Origin of the sequence: Variovorax paradoxus, assembly GCF_030811855.1 — a bacterium.
Classification (GTDB): Bacteria; Pseudomonadota; Gammaproteobacteria; order Burkholderiales; family Burkholderiaceae_C; genus Variovorax; species Variovorax paradoxus_L.
Genome location: NZ_JAUSRN010000004.1, coordinates 315424 through 333175, shown reverse-complemented (window position 1 = coordinate 333175; position 17752 = coordinate 315424). Strand labels below are relative to the sequence as shown.

The window sequence follows — 17752 nt, the reverse complement described above, 5'->3', positions numbered from 1 at the left end:
ATCGTTCATGCCGCGCTGCGCCGGGTCGAGGCGGCCTTGGCCGCGGTGCTGCGCTTGCGGGCGGGGCTGCCGGTGCTCTTGGCGGCGCCCTTGGCGGCGCCCTTGCCGTGTGCCTTGCCCCTCGGCTTGTCGCGCGTGTCGGTAGTGATGGTGGCCTTGCCGCCGCCGCCCTGGCGCAGGCTGCGCTGCAGCAGTTCGGTCAGGTCGATGATCTTCGCGCCGCGGCCCTCTGCCCCCTGGCCTTCCTCGGGTTCGGGCTGAGTCACGGTCTCGGTCTGGCCTGCGGCCACCTTGCGGTCGACCAGGCGCAGGATCTCATCCTTGAACTCGTCCTTGTAGTCGGCGGGGTCCCACTCGGCGCTCATGTCTTCGACCAGCTGTTCCGCCATCTTGATCTCTTGCTCGCGCAGGCCCGCCTTCTTCGCGTCCTCGGAAGGCAGCGGCAGGTCGGTCCAGGGGCGGATGTCGGCGCCCCAACGCAGCAGATTCAACACCAGGCCGGGACCCACGGGCACGAGCGCGGCAAGGTGCTGCTTGGTCTGGATCACCACGCGCGCCATGCCGATGCGCCCGGTGCGCTGCAGCGTTTCGCGCAGCAGCGCATACACCTTGGCTCCGCGGTTGATGGGCGCCACGTAGTAAGGGCGCTCCAGGTAAACGAAGGGAATGGCGTTGGCGGGGACGAAGCTCTCGATCTCGATGGTCTGCGTGGTCTTGGGGTAGGCGTCGGCAATCTTCTTGTCGCTCAGCACCACGTATTCGCCGTCTTCGTATTCGATGCCCTTGACGATGTTCTCGCGCGCGATTTCCTTGCCGGTCTTCTTGTTGATGCGCTTGTAGCCCACCGGGTCCATGGTGCGCTTGTCGAGCCAGTCGAAGTCGATGGCCTGGCTGGTGGTGGCCGAATAAAGCGCGACCGGAATATGGACCAGGCCGAAGCTGATCGCGCCCTTCCACAGGACGCGCGGCGCCGGTGCTTTTTTCGAGACTGCCATGGGCACACTCCTTCAGCGTGGAGACTTGCGCCCCAGGACGTTGCGGGGTGTAGGAACGCTACGGCGCCCGCCGTAGGGTTCAGGCCGGCATTTTCTCCCTCCCCTCCGGGGGAGGGCTGGGGGTGGGGGCAAGCGGCGTGTCCATTGAGCGCTCTGCCCGCCCCCATCCCAGCCTTCCCCCAAAGGGCGAAGGAGCGAAATGCGTCAGGGCCCGAGCACGCGCTCGCTCGGGCGCGCAAAGTAGAACCACTCGGCGCCGGGCAGCGCCAGCGCATTGGGGAAGACGATGAAGCCGTCGTCCGGCGCGCTCACCATCGTGCCGTCGTGGCGCATGCCGATGGGCTCGCCGCGCTGCACCGGATCGAAAGTGGCCCAGTCGCGCACGAAGCTGTCTTCCTCGTCCAGCCGGTCCGTCACGCTCGCCAGGCGCAGCAGGCGGGGCGGTGCGGGAGGCGCGGCCTCCAAGCCTTCAGGCAGCGGCGCCATGCCGAGCAGCGCAAGCGCACGGCGAATGGCGCGCCACGCCACCTCGGGCGCCTCGGGGTTCTGGTGCTGGCCGCATTCGAGCGTGACGCCGTAGCCGCCGCAATTGCGGATGTACTCGTTGGTGCCTCGGCCGAAGTCGATCGCGCCCTCGCCCACCTCGGCGCCGGCGGCGCGCTGCGCCAAGCCGGCGGCATAGATATCGAGCCAGCCCTCCACCACGATCGGCGTGCCCAGGTGCAGTGCGAGCAGGCCTTCCTCGCGGGCGCGCGCGAAGGGCTCGAGCGAGCCGTCGTTGTCCCGCGGGCCGATCATCGCGAAGGCCTCGCCCTCGCTCTGGAAGGAATGCAGGTCGAGCAGCACGTCGTGGCGCTCGATCACCTGGCACAGCACGTTGGTGACCCTGCCCTCGTAGTCCGCGGGCTCGGCCACGGGCTTGAACAGGCGGTTGAGGTTGCGCTCGCCTTCCCGCTGCAGGCGCCGCCTTGCAAGCGGGTTGGCAATGGGCACCAGCGTCAGCTGGCCTTGCAGCAGCTGGAGCGTGCCGCCATCGATTTCGCGCAGCACGCGCTCGATGCCGACGGTGCCGCAGGTCTCGTCGCCGTGCACCCCGCCCATCACGAGCAGCCGGGGACCGGGATTCAGCGACGCTACGGTATGGATGCGCAGGCTGTCGGTGGCGGCGCCGGCAAAAGGATCGGAGGACATGCGGGCGATTATTGCGGAGGCCTTGCCCTTGGCGCAAAGCTGCTACTCGTTTCATAGCGGCGCAGCCAAGGTGGCCAGACGAATCGCATCGTCCGGCTCGGCCGCGGAGGGCCTACAGGGCATGCCTCGCCTGTCCTACCGGATGCGTCCCGCGGGCCATGCAGGCTTCAACCTGACCCTATCGAAAAGGAACAGTGCCATGACCAGCAGCAAGCCCCGCCCGAAAGAACCCAGCACCCCGGAAGACCCGGTGCGGGACGCCGGCGGCGGCAACACCAAGATCGAACAGGGCGGCGATTCGGCGCCGCGCCTGCCCCACGAACATGACCAGTCTTCGGACAGCCAGGAAGCGCAGGACGGACAGCCGCCTGAAGTGGGCCGCAGGGGCCATGACGACATCGAGCGCGGCACCGTGGACACGGACCGCGGCCCGGTGGCCGACCGCGTCTACAACGACAAGGTCAAGCGCTGAGCCGGATTTACTTCTTGCCTACGCCAGCGAGCTGCTCGCGCATCGACGAGATCACGGCGCCGTAGTCCTTGGCATTGAAGATCGCGCTGCCCGCCACGAAGGTATCGGCACCGGCCGAAGCCACGCGCGCGATGTTGTCGGCCTTGATGCCGCCGTCCACCTCGAGGCGGATGTCGCGGCCGCTCTGCTCGATGCGCTTGCGCGCGAGTTCGATCTTGCGCAGCGCCGAATCGATGAAGCTCTGCCCGCCGAATCCGGGGTTCACGGACATGATGAGGATGAGATCGATGTCGTCGATGGCCCAGTCGAGCGCTTCGAGTCCAAGTCCCGGATTGAAAACCAGCCCCGCCTTGCAGCCCGCGCCCTTGACGGCCTGAATGCTGCGGTTCACGTGCGGCGAGGCATCGGGGTGAAAGCTGATGTAGTCGGCGCCCGCTTCGGCAAAAGATGCGGCCAGCGCGTCGACTGGCTGGATCATCAGGTGCACGTCGATCGGCACTGGTTCGCCGGCGGCCGTCTTGGCGTAGGGCTTCAGGGCCTTGCAGATCATCGGGCCGAAGGTGAGGTTCGGCACGTAATGGTTGTCCATCACGTCGAAATGGATCCAGTCGGCGCCGGCGGCGATGACCTTGGCCAGCTCGTCGCCCAGGTGGGCGAAATCGGCCGAAAGAATGGAGGGGGCGATGCGAAACGGCGTGCTCATGCGCCGATTGTCGCAGCCGCCGCAAAACCCGGAAAGCAGTGCAAGAGAAGGCTCCAGTTACCATCGCGCGCATGCCGCAAAGCCCCATCAGTGTTCACGTAGAGCCGCGCTACCTCGCGGAGCAGTCCTCGCCGAAGGACAAGATCTACACCTTTGCCTACACGGTCACCGTGACCAACGTGGGTGAAATCAGTGCCCAGCTCATTGCGCGCCACTGGCTCATCAACGACGCCTCGGGCCATGCCCAGGAGGTCAAGGGCCTGGGCGTGATCGGCCAGCAGCCGCTGCTTGCACCGGGCGAATCGTTCCGTTACACCAGCGGCTGCCGCCTGCAAGCGCCGAGCGGGACCATGCACGGCAGCTATTTCGTAGTCACTGAAGATGGCGAGCGCTTCGACGTGCCGATTCCGATGTTCGTGCTGGAAGCCGACATCGGCGGGGCCCCGGTTTCAAGGGTATTGCACTAGGTAGCCCCTGTCCTGCGTCGCTGCGACTGGGCCATGCGACACTGTCGGCCGGGCAGCCCGCGCTTTGGTAGGGTGGCGCTCATCCCGGAGATGGGCGCGCTCAAAGTGCGCGTGAACTTTTGTCTCGCTTTTCGTCTGGCGCTGCGCGCGCGCAGCGTCAACCCCGGTGACCGCATCCGCGGCGCCGCCCAGGCACGCTGGCGCAGCCGGCCCTTCCGCATTTTTCTACCTGCATGAATTTGACGAGTCTCTTCAACGATCTGCTGGGCTTCTGGTCCGAGTGGCTGCGCCCTTCGGCGGGCCTGCCGACCGTGCTGTGGTCGCTCCTGTTGGCCGCGGCGGCCGCCTCCGGCCACCTGGTGCAACGCTACCTGGGCTTGCCCAAGGTGGTGGGCTATTCGGTGGTCGGCGCGGTGGTCGGCCTGGCCGGCTTCGAAGGCGCCATCTGGCCGCTGCGCGGCATCGGCCTGTTCCTGCTGGAACTGGGCGCCGCCGTGGTGCTGTTCGAGGCCGGCGGTCGGCTGCCGCTGCGCTGGTTCCGCCACAACCCGATGGTGCTGGTGCAAAGCCTGCTCGAAGCCACGCTCACCTACTTCGGCGTGTACTGGATGCTGCAGCTCTTGGGCCTGCCCGATCCGGTGGCCAACCCGATCGCGCTGATGGCCATCGTGGCCTCACCGGCGGTGCTGAGCCGCGTGATCATCGACACCCGCGCCTCGGGGCCGGTGACCGAGCGCGCCATGACGCTGGCGACGCTCAACACCTTCTATGCGCTGGCGCTCGGCTATGCGCAGGCCGGGCTGATCGAGCGGGCGCCGCAAACGCTGCTGCAAAAGCTCTACCCGGTGGCGGTGGTGCTCGGCCTCTCGTTCGTGATCGGCGGCATCCTGGCGCTGGCGCTGCGCACGGCGCTGCGCTTCATGAGCCCGACGAGCGAGAACACCTCCATCTTGCTGCTCGCGCTCATCGCGGCGGCCAGCGCTCTCACGGCCCACTTCGGCGGCTCCGCCCCGCTGGCCGCCCTGATCGGCGGTGTGCTGCTCAAGACGCTCAACGCCAAGCCCTGGGCCTGGCAGCGGCAGCTCGGCACGGCCTCGTCGCTGCTCACCATGCTGATGTTCGTGCTGGTGTCCATCGTGGCTGCGCAGGCCGACTGGACCCTGCCCGTGGCCAGCATCGTGCTGGCGGTGATCGGCGTTCGCCTGTTTGCCAAGATCGCCGGCGTGGCCATTGCCAATCCGGGCAGCGGCGCGAGCTGGAACCAGGCCTTCTGGGTCGGCTGCGCGATGTCGCCGCTGTCGTCGATCGCGCTGCTCATCGCGTCGAACTTCACCACCGCGTCGCCCTTGCTCGGCACCATGATCACGCAGGTGGCCCTGCCCTCGATTCTTTTGATGGAAGTGATGGGCGCCGTGCTCGCCACCGTGGCCATCCACGCGGTGGGCGAGAGCTCGGTGCCCTGGGCACCCCAGGCCTTCAGCACCACGGAGGACACGCAGCGATGACCGCGGCCATGCCCCTTTCCAGTAACAACCCTCTTTCGATCGACCCGGACAGCGACGACTTCCGCTCCGCGGCGCTTCCCGCCGATCCCGCGAGCCGCGTGGTCAAGCTCGAACCCTTCAACCACTCCGAAGCGCTGTCGCTCGGCGTGGAACTGGAACTCCAGCTCGTCAACACGCACGACTACGACCTGGCGCCTTATGCGGAGGACATGCTGCGCCTGATGGCGCAGACGCCGCTCCCCGGCAGCGTGGTGCCCGAGATGACCTCGAGCATGATCGAGATCTCGACCGACATCTGCCATTCGGCGCAGGACGTGATCACGCAGCTCTCGCCCATTCGCGAGGCGCTGATCAAGAATGCCGACAAGCTCAACATTGCGGTGGTGGGCGGCGGCACGCATGCGTTCCAGCAATGGCACGAGCGGCGCATCTACGACAAGCCGCGCTTTCGCGAGCTGTCGGAGCTGTACGGTTACCTGAGCAAGCAGTTCACCATCTTCGGGCAGCACGTGCACATCGGCTGCCCCGATGCCGACGCGGCGCTCTTGATGCTGCACCGCATGTCGCGCTACATCCCGCACTTCATCGCGCTGTCGGCCTCGTCGCCGTTCGTGCAGGGACAGGACACGCAGTTCGACTCGGCCCGGCTCAACTCGGTGTTCGCGTTTCCGCTCTCGGGGCGCGCACCCTTCACGTTGAGCTGGAAAGAGTTCGAAGCCTACTTCGAGCGCATGACCCGCACCGGCGTCGTTCGCAGCATGAAGGACTTCTACTGGGACATCCGGCCCAAGCCGGAGTTCGGCACCATCGAGATCCGCGTATTCGACACGCCGCTCACCGTGGAGCGTGCGGCCGCGCTGGCAGGCTACGTGCAGTCGCTGGCCGCTTGGTTCCTGCAGGAGCAGCCTTTCGAACCGACGGAAGACGACTACCTCGTCTACACCTACAACCGCTTCCAGGCCTGCCGCTTCGGGCTCGACGCGGTGTATGTCGACCCCGCCAGCGGCCAGCACATGCCACTGCGCGACCACATCCTCATGACCATGACGCAGCTCGAATGGCACAGCGAGGCGCTCAACGCCACGCAGGCCTTGGGCGAGCTGCGCACCAGCGTCGAAGCCAATCGCAACGATGCGCGATGGCTGCGCGAAAAGCAGGGCAAGGAGCGCCTGCTGGCCGAGGTGGTGCGGCAGGCGGCGCTGCGCTTTCGCGGCGCGGCCTAGTTGATCTGATTCAGGCGGCCACCACTGCGTCCTGCGAGAACTGCCTGCGGTACGCCGTGGGCGAGGTCTTGAATGCAGCGACGAAGTGCTTTCGCAGCGACACCGCCGAGCCGAAACCCGCATCGGTGGCCACCCGCTCCACCGGATGGCCGGTGGTCTCCAGCAGCCGCTGCGCGAGCGCCAGGCGCTGGTTCTGAAGCCATTGGCCCACGGTAGTGCCCGTGGCCTCGCGAAAGCGCCGCGTGAAGGTGCGCCGGCTCATCAGCGCGCGCTTGGCAAGGCCGTCCAGCTCATGCGCACTGTGCAGATGGCGGCCCAGCCATTCGAGCAGCGGCGCGAGCCGGTCGCTCTCGGCGGCGGCAGGCACCGGCCGCGCAATGTATTGCGCCTGCCCGCCCTCGCGATGCGGCGCTACCACCATGCGCCGCGCGGCACGGTTCGCCGCCTCCGCACCGTAGCGCACGCGCAGCAGGTGAAGACAGCAGTCAATGCCGGCTGCCGTGCCTGCGGACGTGAGCACGTCGCCATCGTCGACATACAGCACCTCGGGCTGCAGCGTGACCTTCGGATATTGCCTTGCAAAGGCTTCAGCCAGGTTCCAGTGCGTGGTGGCCGGGCGGCCGTCGAGCAGGCCCGCCTCGGCCAGCACGAAGGCGCCCAGGCACAGCCCGACCACGATGGCGCCGCGGCGGTGCGCCGCCTGCAATGCACGAATGAGCGCGGGCGGTGCGGGCCGCCCGTCGTCGCGCCATGAAGGGACGATCACGATCTGTGCCCGCCGGATGGCTTCGAGCCCATGCGTCACCACGAGCGTGAATCCCGCGTTGGTTTGCAGCGGGCCGGCCTCGGTGCCGCAGACTTGCAGACGAAAGCGCGGAACGCCGGCCTCGGTGCGGTCTTCGCCGAAGACCATGCACGGCACGGATAGGTGAAAGGGACTGATGCCGTCGAAGGCCACGACGGCGATGGTCTCAGCAGGCTTGCTCTTCATGGCCCGATTTTATCGATGAATGGCTTCCGGGCCACTTTCTCGCATGCACCCGAGCGAGAACAATCACCTCATTCCACAACACATCCAACGGAGCAGACAGACCATGAGCAACACCACCGCACCGCGCCGCGCCCTCGTCGTGATCGACGTGCAGAACGAATATTTTGAAGGCGGCGGACTGCCGATCGAATACCCGCCCGTGGAGCAATCGCTGCCCAACATTGCCCGGGCCATGGACGCAGCCCATGCCGCCGGCACGCCCGTGGTGGTGGTTCGCCACCATGCACCCAAGGGTGCCCCGGTGTTCCAGGCCGACACCCACAACGGGCAGCTGCACCCTGAGATTGCCAGGCGCCCGCACGACCACCTCGTGACCAAGGCATTCCCGAGCGTCTTCACCGGCACCGACTTCGGCGACTGGCTTGCGCGCCACGAGATCGACACGCTGAGCGTAGCCGGCTACATGACCCAGAACTGCGATGCATCCACCGTGTTCGAGGCGATGCACCGCGGGCTGAACGTGGAGTTCCTGTCGGACGCCACCGGCGCGCTGCCCTATTCGAATGCGGCCGGCCGGGTGAGCGCCGAGGAGATCCACCGCGTGTTCAGCGTCGTCTTCCACAGCAATTTTGCGGCCGTGACGAGCACCGAGGCCTGGATCGCGGCCATGCAGGCCGGCCAGGCGATCGAGAAGGACAACGTGGTGATGTCGAACCGGCGTGCGCGGGGGTGAGTGTCGTAGCGCTTATGCTCGCCCCATGGGTGAATTCGACCTGATCGCACGCTACTTCAAGCGCCCCGCCAAGCGCTCTCCGCTCGGCGTGGGCGACGACTGCGCACTGCTCGCGCCAGCGCCCGGCATGCAACTGGCCGTGTCGTCCGACATGCTGGTCGAAGGACGCCACTTCCTTTCGACTGTAGATCCGGCGCGGCTCGGCCATAAGGCGCTGGCGGTGAATCTCAGCGACCTGGCGGCCTGCGGTGCGAAGCCCTTGGCCTTCACGCTCGCGCTCGCGCTGCCGGGTGTCGACGAGCCCTGGCTCGAGGGCTTCTCGCGCGGGCTTTTTGCGCTGGCCGACGAACACGGTTGCGAGCTCGTCGGCGGCGACACCACGCGCGGGCCGCTCAACATCTGCATCACGGTGTTCGGCGAAGTGCCGGCCGGCGCGGCGCTGCTGCGATCGGGCGCACGCGCCGGTGACGACATCTGGGTCAGCGGCACGCTCGGCGACGCACGGCTCGCGCTCGAAGTGTTTCGCGGCACGCTCGCACTGCCGGCCGAGGTGTTCTCCATGGCACGACAACGCATGGAGCAGCCCACGCCGCGCGTCGCGCTAGGGCAGGCGCTGCGCGGCATGGCTTCGTCCGCCGTGGATGTGAGCGACGGGCTGGTCGGCGACCTGGGCCACATCCTCGCCTCGAGCCGCGTGGGCGCCACGCTCGATGCCGATGCAGCCGTTTCGGTTGTGTCGGCCGCAGCATCCTCCGACCTCGGCTCCGACGTGCTGCGCACCTGCGCGCTCTCGGGCGGCGACGACTACGAGCTGGTCTTCACCGCGGCACCCTCCGCGCGGGCGGTAGTCGAACAGGCCGGCAAGGCAAGCGCCACGCGCGTCACGCGCATCGGCCGCATCGAGGCCGAAGCCGGCCTGCGCATCGTGGACGCGAGCGGCGCGCCGGTGGCGCAGCGCTTCGGCTCCTTCGACCACTTCGGCTGATCAGGGCCCTCGGACCATCGCCTGCATTTTTGTTTGCGCGGCGTTGATGGCCTTCGAGTGGCCGTTGAGGTCTTGCAGCATCTTGTTGAGCTCGGCCTGTACGGCCGGATCGCTCACGGTCAGGGACGCGCCCGACACCTGGATCTTCGACTTGTTCTTTTCGAGGTAGTCGCCCACCGCCAGCGCGCCGTCGAACACGGAATCGAGCGCGGGGAACACCTCCTTGAAGGTGGCGGCCGGCGTGGCGACGGTCTTTTCATAGGCCTTGTCGTAGACCTGCTTCAGGTCGTCCGGCTGCTTGAGGCTGGCATGCGCGGCGTCTGCCTTGGCCAGCTCCTTGTCGAGCGCTGTGCGCAGACCGCCCAGCCCCTCCTTGGCCGCCTTGAGGTCGTCGCGTCTCGATGCCAGATCGGCCACCGACCGCAGCGCACCCTTGGCCATCACCTGGCTCATCGGCTGGCCGACGGACTTGTTCATGCCTTCGTTGAAATCGGCAATCACTGCGTAGTGCTGCGCATAGTCGCCGAAAGAGGCTTTCTCTTCGGGCGTGAGCGTTGGCACGCGCAGGCCCGGCTTGTCGAGCACGCGGGTCTGCAGGAAGCCGATGAAGGCGGTGCGCTGTTCCGCCTCCTTGTTGCCGCAGGCCGCGAGCAGCACACTGAACGCGAGGCAGAGCCAAAAGGCGCTGAAACGGATTGGGGTTCTTTTCATGATGACCATCCCTTTGCTTGAAATCGAGCCGCCGAGCATACGACGGCCGTTGGCGCCGGCGAATACATCGGAGGGCATGCATTGCTTACAGCGATCGCTTGACCACCTCGGCGACACCGCGCGGCGTTGGGCAGCGCCCGAATGCGCGACACTCTGGCCTTGATGCAAGCCGCTTCTTCCCCTTCTCCCGCCCCCTCTGCTTCTTCCGCAGGCGCCATGCCGCAAGCCACGCCCCACCGTCCGACAATCGGCTTTCTTCTCTCCCACCCGGCGCATTTCATTGCCATGGGTTTCGGCTCCGGGCTGCCCCGTATCGCGCCGGGCACCGTCGGCACGCTGTGGGCCTGGGCGGCCTTCGTCGTGATGCAGCTGTGGCTCACGCCCGCCGCCATCGGCTGGGTCATCCTGGCCTCGCTGCCCATCGGCTGGTGGGCGTGCAGCGTCACGGCACGCGACATGGGCGTGGCGGACCCGGGCAGCATCGTGTGGGACGAGGTGATCGCGTTCTGGATCGTGCTGTGGCTCGTCACGCCGGCTGGCCTGCTCGCACAGGTCATCGCGTTCGGCCTGTTCCGCTACTTCGACGCCGCCAAGCCCGGCCCGGTGGCCTGGGCGGATGGCTTGTTCAAGCAACGCGACGCCTCCGAAGTACGCTGGTGGCGGGCAGGTTTTGGCATCATCCTGGACGACCTGGTGGCGGCGTTCTGCACGCTGCTGGTCATTGCGCTCTGGCGCGCATGGTGAAGAACTTCATGGAACCGTCCTCCCCGTCGAACTTTCTTGCCGACCAGGCCACGCCCGTGCTGGTGGCGGCCACCGCCGATCTGCTGCTGAAGAAGGGCTGGATGATGGCCACGGCCGAAAGCTGCACCGGCGGCCTCATTGCGGGCGCGTGCACCGATCTCGCAGGCTCCAGCGCATGGTTCGAGCGCGGCTTCGTCACCTATTCCAACGCAGCCAAGATCGAGCTGCTGGGCGTCGATACGGCGCTGATCGACACCCACGGCGCGGTCAGCGAAGCCGTGGCGCGCGCCATGGCCGAAGGTGCCATCGCGCGATCGGCGGCCCAGGCGGCAGTGGCCGTGACCGGCGTGGCCGGCCCGACAGGCGGGAGCCCCGAGAAGCCGGTCGGCACCGTGTGGTTCGGCTGGTCGGTCGGCGGGCAGGTTCGCACCGAGCGCCGCCGCTTCGAGGGCGACCGCGCCGCCGTGCGCGCGGCCACGGTGCACTACGCGCTCCAGACATTGGTGGGCCTGCTCGGCCCGCATTCAGACACAACAAAAGAGGCCCCATGACATGACAGCAGCAGCCAATGCCCAGACCATCGAGCGCTTTTACCAAGCCTTTTCAAGGCTCGACGGCCCCGCCATGGCGGCCTGCTATGCCAGCGATGCGGCATTCGACGACGAGGCCTTTTCGCTGCGCGGTCGGCGCCAGGTGGGCGGCATGTGGCGCATGCTGTGCGATGCCACCCGGGCCAAGGGCGCCGACGTCTGGCGCCTGACCTGGCGCGACGTGCACGCCGACGACACCAGCGGCCAGGCCCACTGGGACGCGCACTACCGCTTCAGCGCCACGGGCCGGCTGGTCGACAACAGCGTGGATTCGCGCTTCAGCTTCACGCCGGAAGGACTGATCGCCACGCAGCAAGACAGTTTTGCGTTCTGGACCTGGTCGCGCCAGGCCCTGGGTGCCCCCGGCCTTCTGCTCGGCTGGACGCCGATGCTGCGCAACAAGGTACGCGCCACAGCCGCCGCCAATCTCGCCACCTATCTCGCACGCCAACCATGAGCAACAGCAACCTCGTCATCACCAACAACGAAGCCCAGCATCGCTACGAAGCCATGCTCGAGGGCCAGCTCGCGGCCTATGCCGAATACAACCTGCTGACCGACGCCATCATGTTCACCCACACCGAGGTGCTGCCCGAGCACGAAGGCAAGGGCGTGGGCTCCGGCATTGCGCGGCATGTGCTCGACGAGGCGCGCGCCAAGGGCCTGCACGTCATTCCGGTGTGCCAGTTCATCGCCGGCTACATCCGCAAGCACCGCGAATACGCCGACCTCGTGCGGCCCGACATCCAACGCGCCTTCAAGATCTGAGAGCGTCGGCCTTTGGCGCGGGCAGCCACGCGAAGGCCGCGATGCCCAGCACCAGCAGCAGTGCGATGGTGGCCAGCACGGCCGTGAGCGGATCGCCGCCATGTGCCGCGGCCACCGAGGCCGCCACGCCGGTTCCCCACTGCATGAGCGCCACGCCGAGGAACATCGCCATGGTGAACACCGCCATCGCGCGGCCCGTGAGCGTGACCGGGTAGGCCACGCGCACGTCGGCGTATTGCCAGACGATGAAGCCCGAGAGCACGCCGATCAGCACCATGCCGCCGACGTCGAGCCAGGCCGAGTGCGTGAAGGCGATGAGCGCGAACAGGCCCGCATAGCCGAGCGCGCAGGCCACGATCCAGCGGCGGCGCGCGGGGCCGTTCCGGTCCAGGCGCCCGAACAGCGGCGCGCCCAGAAGCGAGATCACTGACACCGCCAGCGCGACGTTGCCGCTTTGCACCAGCGAATAGCCGTGGCGCTCCATCATGAGCGGCCCGAGCCAGAGGCCGCGCAGCGAGATGAACGCGGCATAGGTCACCGCGCCGAGCAGCACGATGCCCAGCGTGTGCGGCATGGCCAGCAGCGCGCCGAACTGGCGGATCGCCTCGGGAATGGACTCGTTCACCTCGGGCACGGCCGACGCGGGCTCGTGCACCCAGTGCCAGATGGCGAGCCACGCGAGTGCCGAGGCCGCGGCCAGCACCAGGAACCCGGCGCGCCAGGAATACGCCTGCACCAGCCACGCGAGCGGCGTGCCGGTCGCCAGCATGCCGACACCGCCGATGGCGAGCACCAGCCCCGAGACGGTGGCGAAGCGCGCCGAGGGAAAGTGCCGCGCGATGAACACGGTGCACACCAGGAAGGCCGGCGCGCAGCCGATGCCGATCAGCGCCTGTCCCGCCACCAGCACCAGGTAGCTGGGCGCCACCGCCGACAGCAGCGCGCCCGCAATGGCGATCGGAAAGGCGACAAGCACCGTGCGCCGCACGCCGTGCAGGTCGATGCCGATGCCCATGAAGAGCTGCATGGCACCAAAGGCGAAATGGAATGCCCCCGAGAAAATGCCGAGCGCCTGGGCCGAGAGCCTGAAGTCGGCCTGCAGCGGGCTCGCCATGATGGCGCCCACGGTGCGGAAGGCCTGGCTCAGCGCCACCCCGGCGCAAAGCGCCAGCACCATGGCCCACGCCGCGCGCGGCGTGAGCGCTGCGCTGGCCGGGCCGGTGTCAGGCACCGTGGCACTTCTTGTATTTTTTTCCGCTGCCGCAGGGGCAGGGATCGTTGCGGCCGGGTGTCGCTTCCTTGCGGATGGTCTCTACCTTCGGACCCAGGCTCTTCCAGAGCTGGCGCAGGTCGTACACGGCCCAGATGGCGGCGCCGAAATCGTCCATTCGCTGCTGGCTCACGCTGGGCGGGCCGTCGTCGCTGAACATCGAAAGGGTGGGCTTGGCCTTGTCGTCCTCGGTCAGCGCGACGATGTTGTCGAGCGCGTCGTCGAGCATTTGCGCGGCTTCCTTGTCGCGCGGCGTGGCCCAGTCTTCGGGCCAGTTTTCGACCGCGTACATGAAGCCCAGCGCCCAGACCTGCGCGAAGGAGGGAATTTCTTCGCCCTCGACCGCGGCGCGCTCTTCCTCGGGCAGCGAGGCAATGGCGCCGCGGGTGTCGAGCACCTCGGGCTGCCAGCTGCGCTCGTCGTCGAGCGACTGCACGCCGGCGTCCAGGCCCTCTTCGATCTCGCGCCAGCGGCGCTTCCAGTTCCAGACGAATTCCATGTGTTGGGCCGGCACGAAGCCATCGCCCAGCAGCACGGGCCAGTATTCGGCCGGCTCGATGGTGCGGCGGGTGCAGATCAGCGCGGCCATGAAGCCTTCGCAGAACTCCCACTGGGGAATTTCCTCGTCGTGCTCGCGCATGGCATCGAGCGCCTGGTCGAGCGCGTCGAAATCCTCGGGGCCGAGGGGGGCGGACGCGGGCGCTGCGTCCTGGGGGGTGTCGTTGGTGGTCGTCATCATGGCAAGTTCGGGGCAGCCCTCTATGATGCAGCAGGCTCCGGCAGTCCACTCATCTCCATGCCCACGATTATTCCGTTTCCGGCGCGCTACAGCGCCTTTGCCCTGTGCGTGACCGGCCTGGCCGTCAGCCTGGCCGTCGTGCTGGTGGCCCCGCACCTTTGGGCCGCCTGGGTGGCGCTGGTGGTTTTTGCGGCGCTCAGCGGCACCGGCGTGCACGACCTGCGCCAGACGCGCCACGCCATTTTGCGCAACTACCCGGTGATTGGCCACCTGCGCTTTCTGCTCGAATTCATCCGGCCAGAAATGCGCCAGTATTTCATCGAGAGCGATTCCGAGGCGGCGCCGTTTTCGCGCGCGCAGCGCTCGCTGGTGTACCAGCGCGCCAAGGGCGACCCGGACAACCGCCCTTTCGGCACACAGCTCAACGTGACGATCGCGGGCTACGAGTGGATCAACCATTCGATGCAGCCGACCCGGCTCGAGAACCACGATTTCCGCATCGTGATCGGCGGCACGCCTCAACCCGCGGAGGCCAACCCGGCCCAGGTTTGCACCCAACCGTACAGCGCGAGCGTCTTCAATATTTCGGCCATGAGCTTCGGCGCGTTGTCGGCCAACGCGATTCTCGCGCTCAACCAGGGCGCGAAGTTGGGCGGCTTTGCGCACGACACCGGGGAAGGCTCCATCTCGCAGCACCACAGGGTGCATGGCGGCGACCTGATCTGGGAAATCGGCTCGGGCTACTTCGGCTGCCGCAACGAGGACGGCAGCTTCAACGCCGAGCGTTTCAGCGCCAATGCGCGCGATCCGCAGGTGAAGATGATCGAGCTCAAGCTGAGCCAGGGCGCCAAGCCCGGGCACGGTGGCGTGCTGCCGGCGCCCAAGGTCACGACCGAGATTGCGGCGGCCCGGGGCGTGCGGGTGGGGGTGGACTGCATTTCGCCCGCCTCGCACAGCGCGTTCTCCACGCCCATCGAGATGATGCATTTCATCGCCAAGCTGCGCGAGCTTTCGGGCGGCAAGCCGACCGGCTTCAAGTTCTGCCTCGGCCATCCGTGGGAGTGGTTCGCCATCGTCAAGGCCATGCAGGCGACCGGCATCACGCCCGACTTCATCGTGGTTGACGGTGCCGAGGGCGGCACGGGCGCCGCGCCGGTCGAGTTCAGCGACCACGTGGGCGCGCCGCTGCAGGAGGGCCTGCTGCTGGTGCACAACACGCTCATCGGCGTGAACCTGCGCCACCGCATCAAGCTGGGCTGCGCTGGCAAGGTGATCACGGCCTTCGACGTGGCACGCATGATGGCGCTGGGCGCCGACTGGTGCAACGCGGCGCGTGGCTTCATGATGGCGCTGGGCTGCATCCAGGCGCAAAGCTGCCACACGGGCCATTGCCCGACCGGCGTGACCACGCAGGACCCTGTGCGCCAGCAGGCGCTGGTGGTGCCGACCAAGGCCGACCGCGTTCGCAACTTCCATCGCAGCACGCTGCACGCGCTGCAGGAGCTGGTGCAGGCGGCCGGGCTCGATCATCCGCAGCAGATCACCGCGCACCACATCGTGCGGCGCATTTCCGACACGGAAGTGCGCCTCTTGAGCAACCTGGTGATGCAGGTGCAGCCGGGCGCCCTTCTCGGCCCACTCGACAAGCAGCACAACGTGTTCCGCACCTACTGGCCGCTGGCCAGTGCCGAGAGCTTTCAGCCCGTGACGCAGGGGCCGCACGGCCTGGTGTCGAACCTCCCGCTGGCCGCATGAACCCTTTGCGACGCGGTGGTTCGGCGCGCCTCCAGGGCGCCAAGGGTGCGGCCTCGGCGCCGGCGCCCCTCGATGCGCAGCCCTTTGCGCCGGCACCAGGCGATTACGCCGAGTTCCTGCGCCTCACGCTGCCCAAGCAGCAGAAGAACGTGGCCAGCCACCGCCTGGGCAGCGAGCGCGTATGGCTCAAGAAGGCCGGTCCGCGCCACGGCAAGTGGGGTTACCGCGTGATGGCGGCAGTTGCGCGCATGGCGCGGCTGGACATCATCAAGCCGGTGCCCAATCCGGGCGGCGAGGCGGCCATTGCCACCGAGGCCCGGCGCCTCAGGCAGCTGGCGGCCGCGGGCCTGCGGGTGCCCGCGGTGCTGGCGCAACAGCCGGACGGCCTGCTGATCTCCGACCTGGGCGAAAGCGGCCGCACCACCGTCGTGCTGCAGGAGCGGCTCGACCAGGCTGCGGCGGCCGGGCCCGCCGCGCTGCTCGCGGTCTGGCGCGAAGGACTGGCCGCGATCGCGCAGGTGCACGTGCGCGGCCAGCACTTGAGCCAGGCCTTCGACCGCAACCTGGTGCAGTGCCCCGATGGGGTCATCGGTTACATCGACTTCGAGGACGACCCGGCCGAAGTAATGACGCTGGCCGAGTGCCAGGCGCGCGACTGGCTCAGCTACCTGCATTCCACGGCCATGATGCTGGAGGCTGCCGCGCCCGAAGCCGCCGGCCAGCACTGGCACGCCGCGCTGGCCGAAGTGAGCGAGGACGTGCGCCAGCGCATCGCCGAGGCGGCGCGGCGCATGAAGTGGGCGCAGAAGCTGCCGGCCAGCCGCCGCTGGGGCCGCGACACGCAGCGCGTGCGCGCGGTGGCGAGGCTCTTGGGGCGCTGGCACTGCAGCGCGCCGCCGCCCCCCTCCTCCTCCGGCGGTTAAAACGCCAGCAGCGCCTGCACCACCACGCCTTGCGCCGCGAGGCGCTTGCGCATCGTCAGCACGGCTTGGTCCTTGCTGAGCAGCCGTGCGCGCCGGGCCACCGCCAGATCGATGAAGACTTGGTCGTCCGGGTCCTTGCAGACGCACGGGGCACGTGGCGGCACATCCGCAACCAGTTGCACGCGCTCGTCGAAGGCCGCGAGAACGGCCTCTGCCGCCAGGTTCCTGCGCGCCAGCCGGGCCGCGATGAGCGGGTAGCCGAGCACCCGCGCCAGCTCGCTGCGCATGGCGGCCGTCGCCAGCCAGCGCAATTGGCTGGCTGCGAGCGCGGCGGCCAGCGGCAGGCAGTCGGGGTTGTCGAACACCAGCAGATCGAGCGCGATGTTGGTGTCGATGACAACGAAGGCGCCCGGCGCGGCGTTTGCTTCTTCTGGAGAAATGAAAATTTGTGCGTTTGGAATAACCCCGATGTTGCCCCATGTGCCATCGCAAGGCGCAAACCGTATCGTCCATTCACAATCTGTTGCCCGGTCCGTGCCCGGCGCCTTTCGAAACTTCCGATGATGAAACGACCTTCCCTGCTGTTGCTCGCTCTTCTGGCCGGACCGCTGGCCCATGCGGAGTGGCTCACCCTGACCGGTTCGGCCGGGGAAGCAGCCAACAGCTACGTGCAGGTGGACCCGACCAGCGTGGTGGTGGACGGAAGCAAGCGGCTCGTGGCGGTGCGGATCAGCCTGGCCGAGCCCCGCACCGGCCAGGACGGCCTCAAGTTCCGGTCAGTCGCGGCAAAGGCCAGCGTGGACTGCGACGCCCGCAAGGCACGCTACGTGAGCGCCACCTATTTCGGGCAGCCGAACTTCGTCGGGGAGCCGCTGGCGGTGCGGGAGTTCGACGAGAGCGATGTCCGTCCGATGAAATTCGACGGCCTGCCCGGCGACTTGGCGGCCAGGACGGTGAACGCAGCGTGCGGCGTTGGCGTGAAGTAAC

General features: G+C 67.8%; 22 protein-coding genes. 14 read left to right on the top strand and 8 right to left on the bottom strand.

Going from position 1 to position 17752, the window contains the following annotated elements; translation table 11 throughout:
* Positions 1–5: 5 nt before the first annotated feature.
* Positions 6–995 carry a non-homologous end joining protein Ku gene (gene ku / locus J2X92_RS11345; RefSeq protein ID WP_307575742.1) on the bottom strand — a complete coding sequence of 330 codons (990 nt, stop codon included), beginning with the start codon at positions 993–995 and terminating at the stop codon, positions 6–8.
* A 204-nt stretch (positions 996–1199) separates the two neighbouring features.
* Complete coding sequence (locus tag J2X92_RS11340) at positions 1200–2186, bottom strand: succinylglutamate desuccinylase/aspartoacylase family protein (protein WP_307575741.1); 987 nt, start codon at positions 2184–2186, stop codon at positions 1200–1202.
* A gap of 199 nt (positions 2187–2385) precedes the next feature.
* Here J2X92_RS11340 and J2X92_RS11335 point away from each other — a divergent pair, with 199 nt between their 5' ends.
* Complete coding sequence (locus tag J2X92_RS11335) at positions 2386–2658, top strand: hypothetical protein (protein WP_307575740.1); 273 nt, start codon at positions 2386–2388, stop codon at positions 2656–2658.
* 7 nt (positions 2659–2665) lie between these two features.
* On the opposite strand, the gene rpe is transcribed toward J2X92_RS11335, so the two are convergent.
* On the bottom strand, positions 2666–3361 hold the full coding sequence (gene rpe / locus J2X92_RS11330) for a ribulose-phosphate 3-epimerase (RefSeq protein ID WP_307575738.1): 696 nt from the start codon (positions 3359–3361) through the stop codon (positions 2666–2668).
* A gap of 71 nt (positions 3362–3432) precedes the next feature.
* On the opposite strand from rpe, the gene apaG reads away from it, so the two are divergent.
* The 4 genes from apaG to J2X92_RS11310 are packed head-to-tail and all read left to right on the top strand — an operon-like array spanning position 3433 to position 6556.
* Positions 3433–3828: a Co2+/Mg2+ efflux protein ApaG gene (apaG, locus tag J2X92_RS11325; protein ID WP_307575736.1), complete on the top strand. Its 396-nt coding sequence runs from the start codon at positions 3433–3435 to the stop codon at positions 3826–3828.
* A 33-nt stretch (positions 3829–3861) separates the two neighbouring features.
* Positions 3862–4065, top strand: a complete 204-nt coding sequence (locus J2X92_RS11320; RefSeq protein WP_307575735.1) for a hypothetical protein — start codon at positions 3862–3864, stop codon at positions 4063–4065.
* Positions 4062–5333 (top strand): cation:proton antiporter, encoded by a 1272-nt coding sequence (locus tag J2X92_RS11315; RefSeq protein WP_307575734.1) that lies wholly within the window; start codon positions 4062–4064, stop codon positions 5331–5333. The genes J2X92_RS11320 and J2X92_RS11315 overlap by 4 nt, the downstream gene beginning before the upstream one ends.
* Before the next feature lie 8 nt (positions 5334–5341).
* Positions 5342–6556 carry a YbdK family carboxylate-amine ligase gene (locus J2X92_RS11310; RefSeq protein ID WP_307575732.1) on the top strand — a complete coding sequence of 405 codons (1215 nt, stop codon included), beginning with the start codon at positions 5342–5344 and terminating at the stop codon, positions 6554–6556.
* Positions 6557–6566: 10 nt separating this feature from the next.
* Here the strand turns inward: J2X92_RS11310 and J2X92_RS11305 are convergent, their stop codons facing one another.
* Positions 6567–7547 carry a GlxA family transcriptional regulator gene (locus J2X92_RS11305; RefSeq protein WP_307575730.1) on the bottom strand — a complete coding sequence of 327 codons (981 nt, stop codon included), beginning with the start codon at positions 7545–7547 and terminating at the stop codon, positions 6567–6569.
* Positions 7548–7650: 103 nt separating this feature from the next.
* Between J2X92_RS11305 and J2X92_RS11300 the strand changes: the two genes are divergently transcribed.
* Both J2X92_RS11300 and thiL read left to right on the top strand, forming a co-directional pair.
* On the top strand, positions 7651–8280 hold the full coding sequence (locus J2X92_RS11300; RefSeq protein ID WP_307575728.1) for an isochorismatase family protein: 630 nt from the start codon (positions 7651–7653) through the stop codon (positions 8278–8280).
* Positions 8281–8305: 25 nt separating this feature from the next.
* Positions 8306–9265: a thiamine-phosphate kinase gene (gene thiL / locus J2X92_RS11295; RefSeq protein WP_307575726.1), complete on the top strand. Its 960-nt coding sequence runs from the start codon at positions 8306–8308 to the stop codon at positions 9263–9265.
* Here the strand turns inward: thiL and J2X92_RS11290 are convergent, their stop codons facing one another.
* A complete protein-coding gene (locus J2X92_RS11290) occupies positions 9266–9976 on the bottom strand; it encodes a DUF3053 domain-containing protein (protein ID WP_307575724.1) in 711 nt (236 codons plus the stop codon). It abuts the gene before it with no gap.
* A 216-nt stretch (positions 9977–10192) separates the two neighbouring features.
* Between J2X92_RS11290 and J2X92_RS11285 the strand changes: the two genes are divergently transcribed.
* From J2X92_RS11285 to J2X92_RS11270, 4 genes are read left to right on the top strand one after another with little or no spacing between them, the layout of a single operon-like run.
* On the top strand, positions 10193–10720 hold the full coding sequence (locus J2X92_RS11285) for a phosphatidylglycerophosphatase A family protein (protein ID WP_307575722.1): 528 nt from the start codon (positions 10193–10195) through the stop codon (positions 10718–10720).
* Positions 10721–10728: 8 nt separating this feature from the next.
* A complete protein-coding gene (locus J2X92_RS11280) occupies positions 10729–11271 on the top strand; it encodes a CinA family protein (protein WP_307575720.1) in 543 nt (180 codons plus the stop codon).
* 1 nt (position 11272) lies between these two features.
* Positions 11273–11767 carry a nuclear transport factor 2 family protein gene (locus J2X92_RS11275; protein ID WP_307575718.1) on the top strand — a complete coding sequence of 165 codons (495 nt, stop codon included), beginning with the start codon at positions 11273–11275 and terminating at the stop codon, positions 11765–11767.
* On the top strand, positions 11764–12078 hold the full coding sequence (locus J2X92_RS11270) for a GNAT family N-acetyltransferase (protein WP_307575717.1): 315 nt from the start codon (positions 11764–11766) through the stop codon (positions 12076–12078). The genes J2X92_RS11275 and J2X92_RS11270 overlap by 4 nt, the downstream gene beginning before the upstream one ends.
* Here the strand turns inward: J2X92_RS11270 and J2X92_RS11265 are convergent.
* Together J2X92_RS11265 and J2X92_RS11260 are read right to left on the bottom strand one after the other, a co-directional pair.
* The gene (locus tag J2X92_RS11265; RefSeq protein WP_307575781.1) at positions 12068–13255 is read right to left on the bottom strand and encodes an MFS transporter; all 1188 of its coding nucleotides are present in this window, start codon (positions 13253–13255) and stop codon (positions 12068–12070) included. The genes J2X92_RS11270 and J2X92_RS11265 overlap by 11 nt on opposite strands.
* A gap of 46 nt (positions 13256–13301) precedes the next feature.
* A complete protein-coding gene (locus J2X92_RS11260; RefSeq protein WP_307575780.1) occupies positions 13302–14084 on the bottom strand; it encodes a UPF0149 family protein in 783 nt (260 codons plus the stop codon).
* Positions 14085–14144: 60 nt separating this feature from the next.
* Here J2X92_RS11260 and J2X92_RS11255 point away from each other — a divergent pair, with 60 nt between their 5' ends.
* Positions 14145–15842 (top strand): FMN-binding glutamate synthase family protein, encoded by a 1698-nt coding sequence (locus J2X92_RS11255; protein WP_307575715.1) that lies wholly within the window; start codon positions 14145–14147, stop codon positions 15840–15842.
* Positions 15839–16765, top strand: a complete 927-nt coding sequence (locus J2X92_RS11250; protein WP_307575713.1) for a hypothetical protein — start codon at positions 15839–15841, stop codon at positions 16763–16765. Before J2X92_RS11255 ends, J2X92_RS11250 begins: the two co-directional genes overlap by 4 nt.
* On the opposite strand, the gene J2X92_RS11245 is transcribed toward J2X92_RS11250, so the two are convergent.
* Positions 16762–17382, bottom strand: coding sequence for a putative toxin-antitoxin system toxin component, PIN family (locus J2X92_RS11245; protein WP_373424823.1), 621 nt, complete (start codon positions 17380–17382; stop codon positions 16762–16764). The two genes, J2X92_RS11250 and J2X92_RS11245, sit on opposite strands and share 4 nt — an antisense overlap.
* Between J2X92_RS11245 and J2X92_RS11240 the strand changes: the two genes are divergently transcribed.
* Positions 17350–17751, top strand: coding sequence for a surface-adhesin E family protein (locus J2X92_RS11240; protein WP_307575711.1), 402 nt, complete (start codon positions 17350–17352; stop codon positions 17749–17751). The genes J2X92_RS11245 and J2X92_RS11240 overlap by 33 nt on opposite strands.
* Position 17752: the final 1 nt, after the last annotated feature.

What these genes read in the sequence shown, in the direction of transcription:
- ku (WP_307575742.1), bottom strand. Translation starts at nt 995, where the DNA reads ATGGCAGTCTCGAAAAAAGCACCGGCGCCGCGCGTCCTGTGGAAGGGC.
- J2X92_RS11340 (WP_307575741.1), bottom strand. Translation starts at nt 2,186, where the DNA reads ATGTCCTCCGATCCTTTTGCCGGCGCCGCCACCGACAGCCTGCGCATC.
- J2X92_RS11335 (WP_307575740.1), top strand. Translation starts at nt 2,386, where the DNA reads ATGACCAGCAGCAAGCCCCGCCCGAAAGAACCCAGCACCCCGGAAGAC.
- rpe (WP_307575738.1), bottom strand. Translation starts at nt 3,361, where the DNA reads ATGAGCACGCCGTTTCGCATCGCCCCCTCCATTCTTTCGGCCGATTTC.
- apaG (WP_307575736.1), top strand. Translation starts at nt 3,433, where the DNA reads ATGCCGCAAAGCCCCATCAGTGTTCACGTAGAGCCGCGCTACCTCGCG.
- J2X92_RS11320 (WP_307575735.1), top strand. Translation starts at nt 3,862, where the DNA reads ATGCGACACTGTCGGCCGGGCAGCCCGCGCTTTGGTAGGGTGGCGCTC.
- J2X92_RS11315 (WP_307575734.1), top strand. Translation starts at nt 4,062, where the DNA reads ATGAATTTGACGAGTCTCTTCAACGATCTGCTGGGCTTCTGGTCCGAG.
- J2X92_RS11310 (WP_307575732.1), top strand. Translation starts at nt 5,342, where the DNA reads ATGCCCCTTTCCAGTAACAACCCTCTTTCGATCGACCCGGACAGCGAC.
- J2X92_RS11305 (WP_307575730.1), bottom strand. Translation starts at nt 7,547, where the DNA reads ATGAAGAGCAAGCCTGCTGAGACCATCGCCGTCGTGGCCTTCGACGGC.
- J2X92_RS11300 (WP_307575728.1), top strand. Translation starts at nt 7,651, where the DNA reads ATGAGCAACACCACCGCACCGCGCCGCGCCCTCGTCGTGATCGACGTG.
- thiL (WP_307575726.1), top strand. Translation starts at nt 8,306, where the DNA reads ATGGGTGAATTCGACCTGATCGCACGCTACTTCAAGCGCCCCGCCAAG.
- J2X92_RS11290 (WP_307575724.1), bottom strand. Translation starts at nt 9,976, where the DNA reads ATGAAAAGAACCCCAATCCGTTTCAGCGCCTTTTGGCTCTGCCTCGCG.
- J2X92_RS11285 (WP_307575722.1), top strand. Translation starts at nt 10,193, where the DNA reads ATGCCGCAAGCCACGCCCCACCGTCCGACAATCGGCTTTCTTCTCTCC.
- J2X92_RS11280 (WP_307575720.1), top strand. Translation starts at nt 10,729, where the DNA reads ATGGAACCGTCCTCCCCGTCGAACTTTCTTGCCGACCAGGCCACGCCC.
- J2X92_RS11275 (WP_307575718.1), top strand. Translation starts at nt 11,273, where the DNA reads ATGACAGCAGCAGCCAATGCCCAGACCATCGAGCGCTTTTACCAAGCC.
- J2X92_RS11270 (WP_307575717.1), top strand. Translation starts at nt 11,764, where the DNA reads ATGAGCAACAGCAACCTCGTCATCACCAACAACGAAGCCCAGCATCGC.
- J2X92_RS11265 (WP_307575781.1), bottom strand. Translation starts at nt 13,255, where the DNA reads ATGGTGCTGGCGCTTTGCGCCGGGGTGGCGCTGAGCCAGGCCTTCCGC.
- J2X92_RS11260 (WP_307575780.1), bottom strand. Translation starts at nt 14,084, where the DNA reads ATGACGACCACCAACGACACCCCCCAGGACGCAGCGCCCGCGTCCGCC.
- J2X92_RS11255 (WP_307575715.1), top strand. Translation starts at nt 14,145, where the DNA reads ATGCCCACGATTATTCCGTTTCCGGCGCGCTACAGCGCCTTTGCCCTG.
- J2X92_RS11250 (WP_307575713.1), top strand. Translation starts at nt 15,839, where the DNA reads ATGAACCCTTTGCGACGCGGTGGTTCGGCGCGCCTCCAGGGCGCCAAG.
- J2X92_RS11245 (WP_373424823.1), bottom strand. Translation starts at nt 17,382, where the DNA reads ATGGGCCAGCGGTCCGGCCAGAAGAGCGAGCAACAGCAGGGAAGGTCG.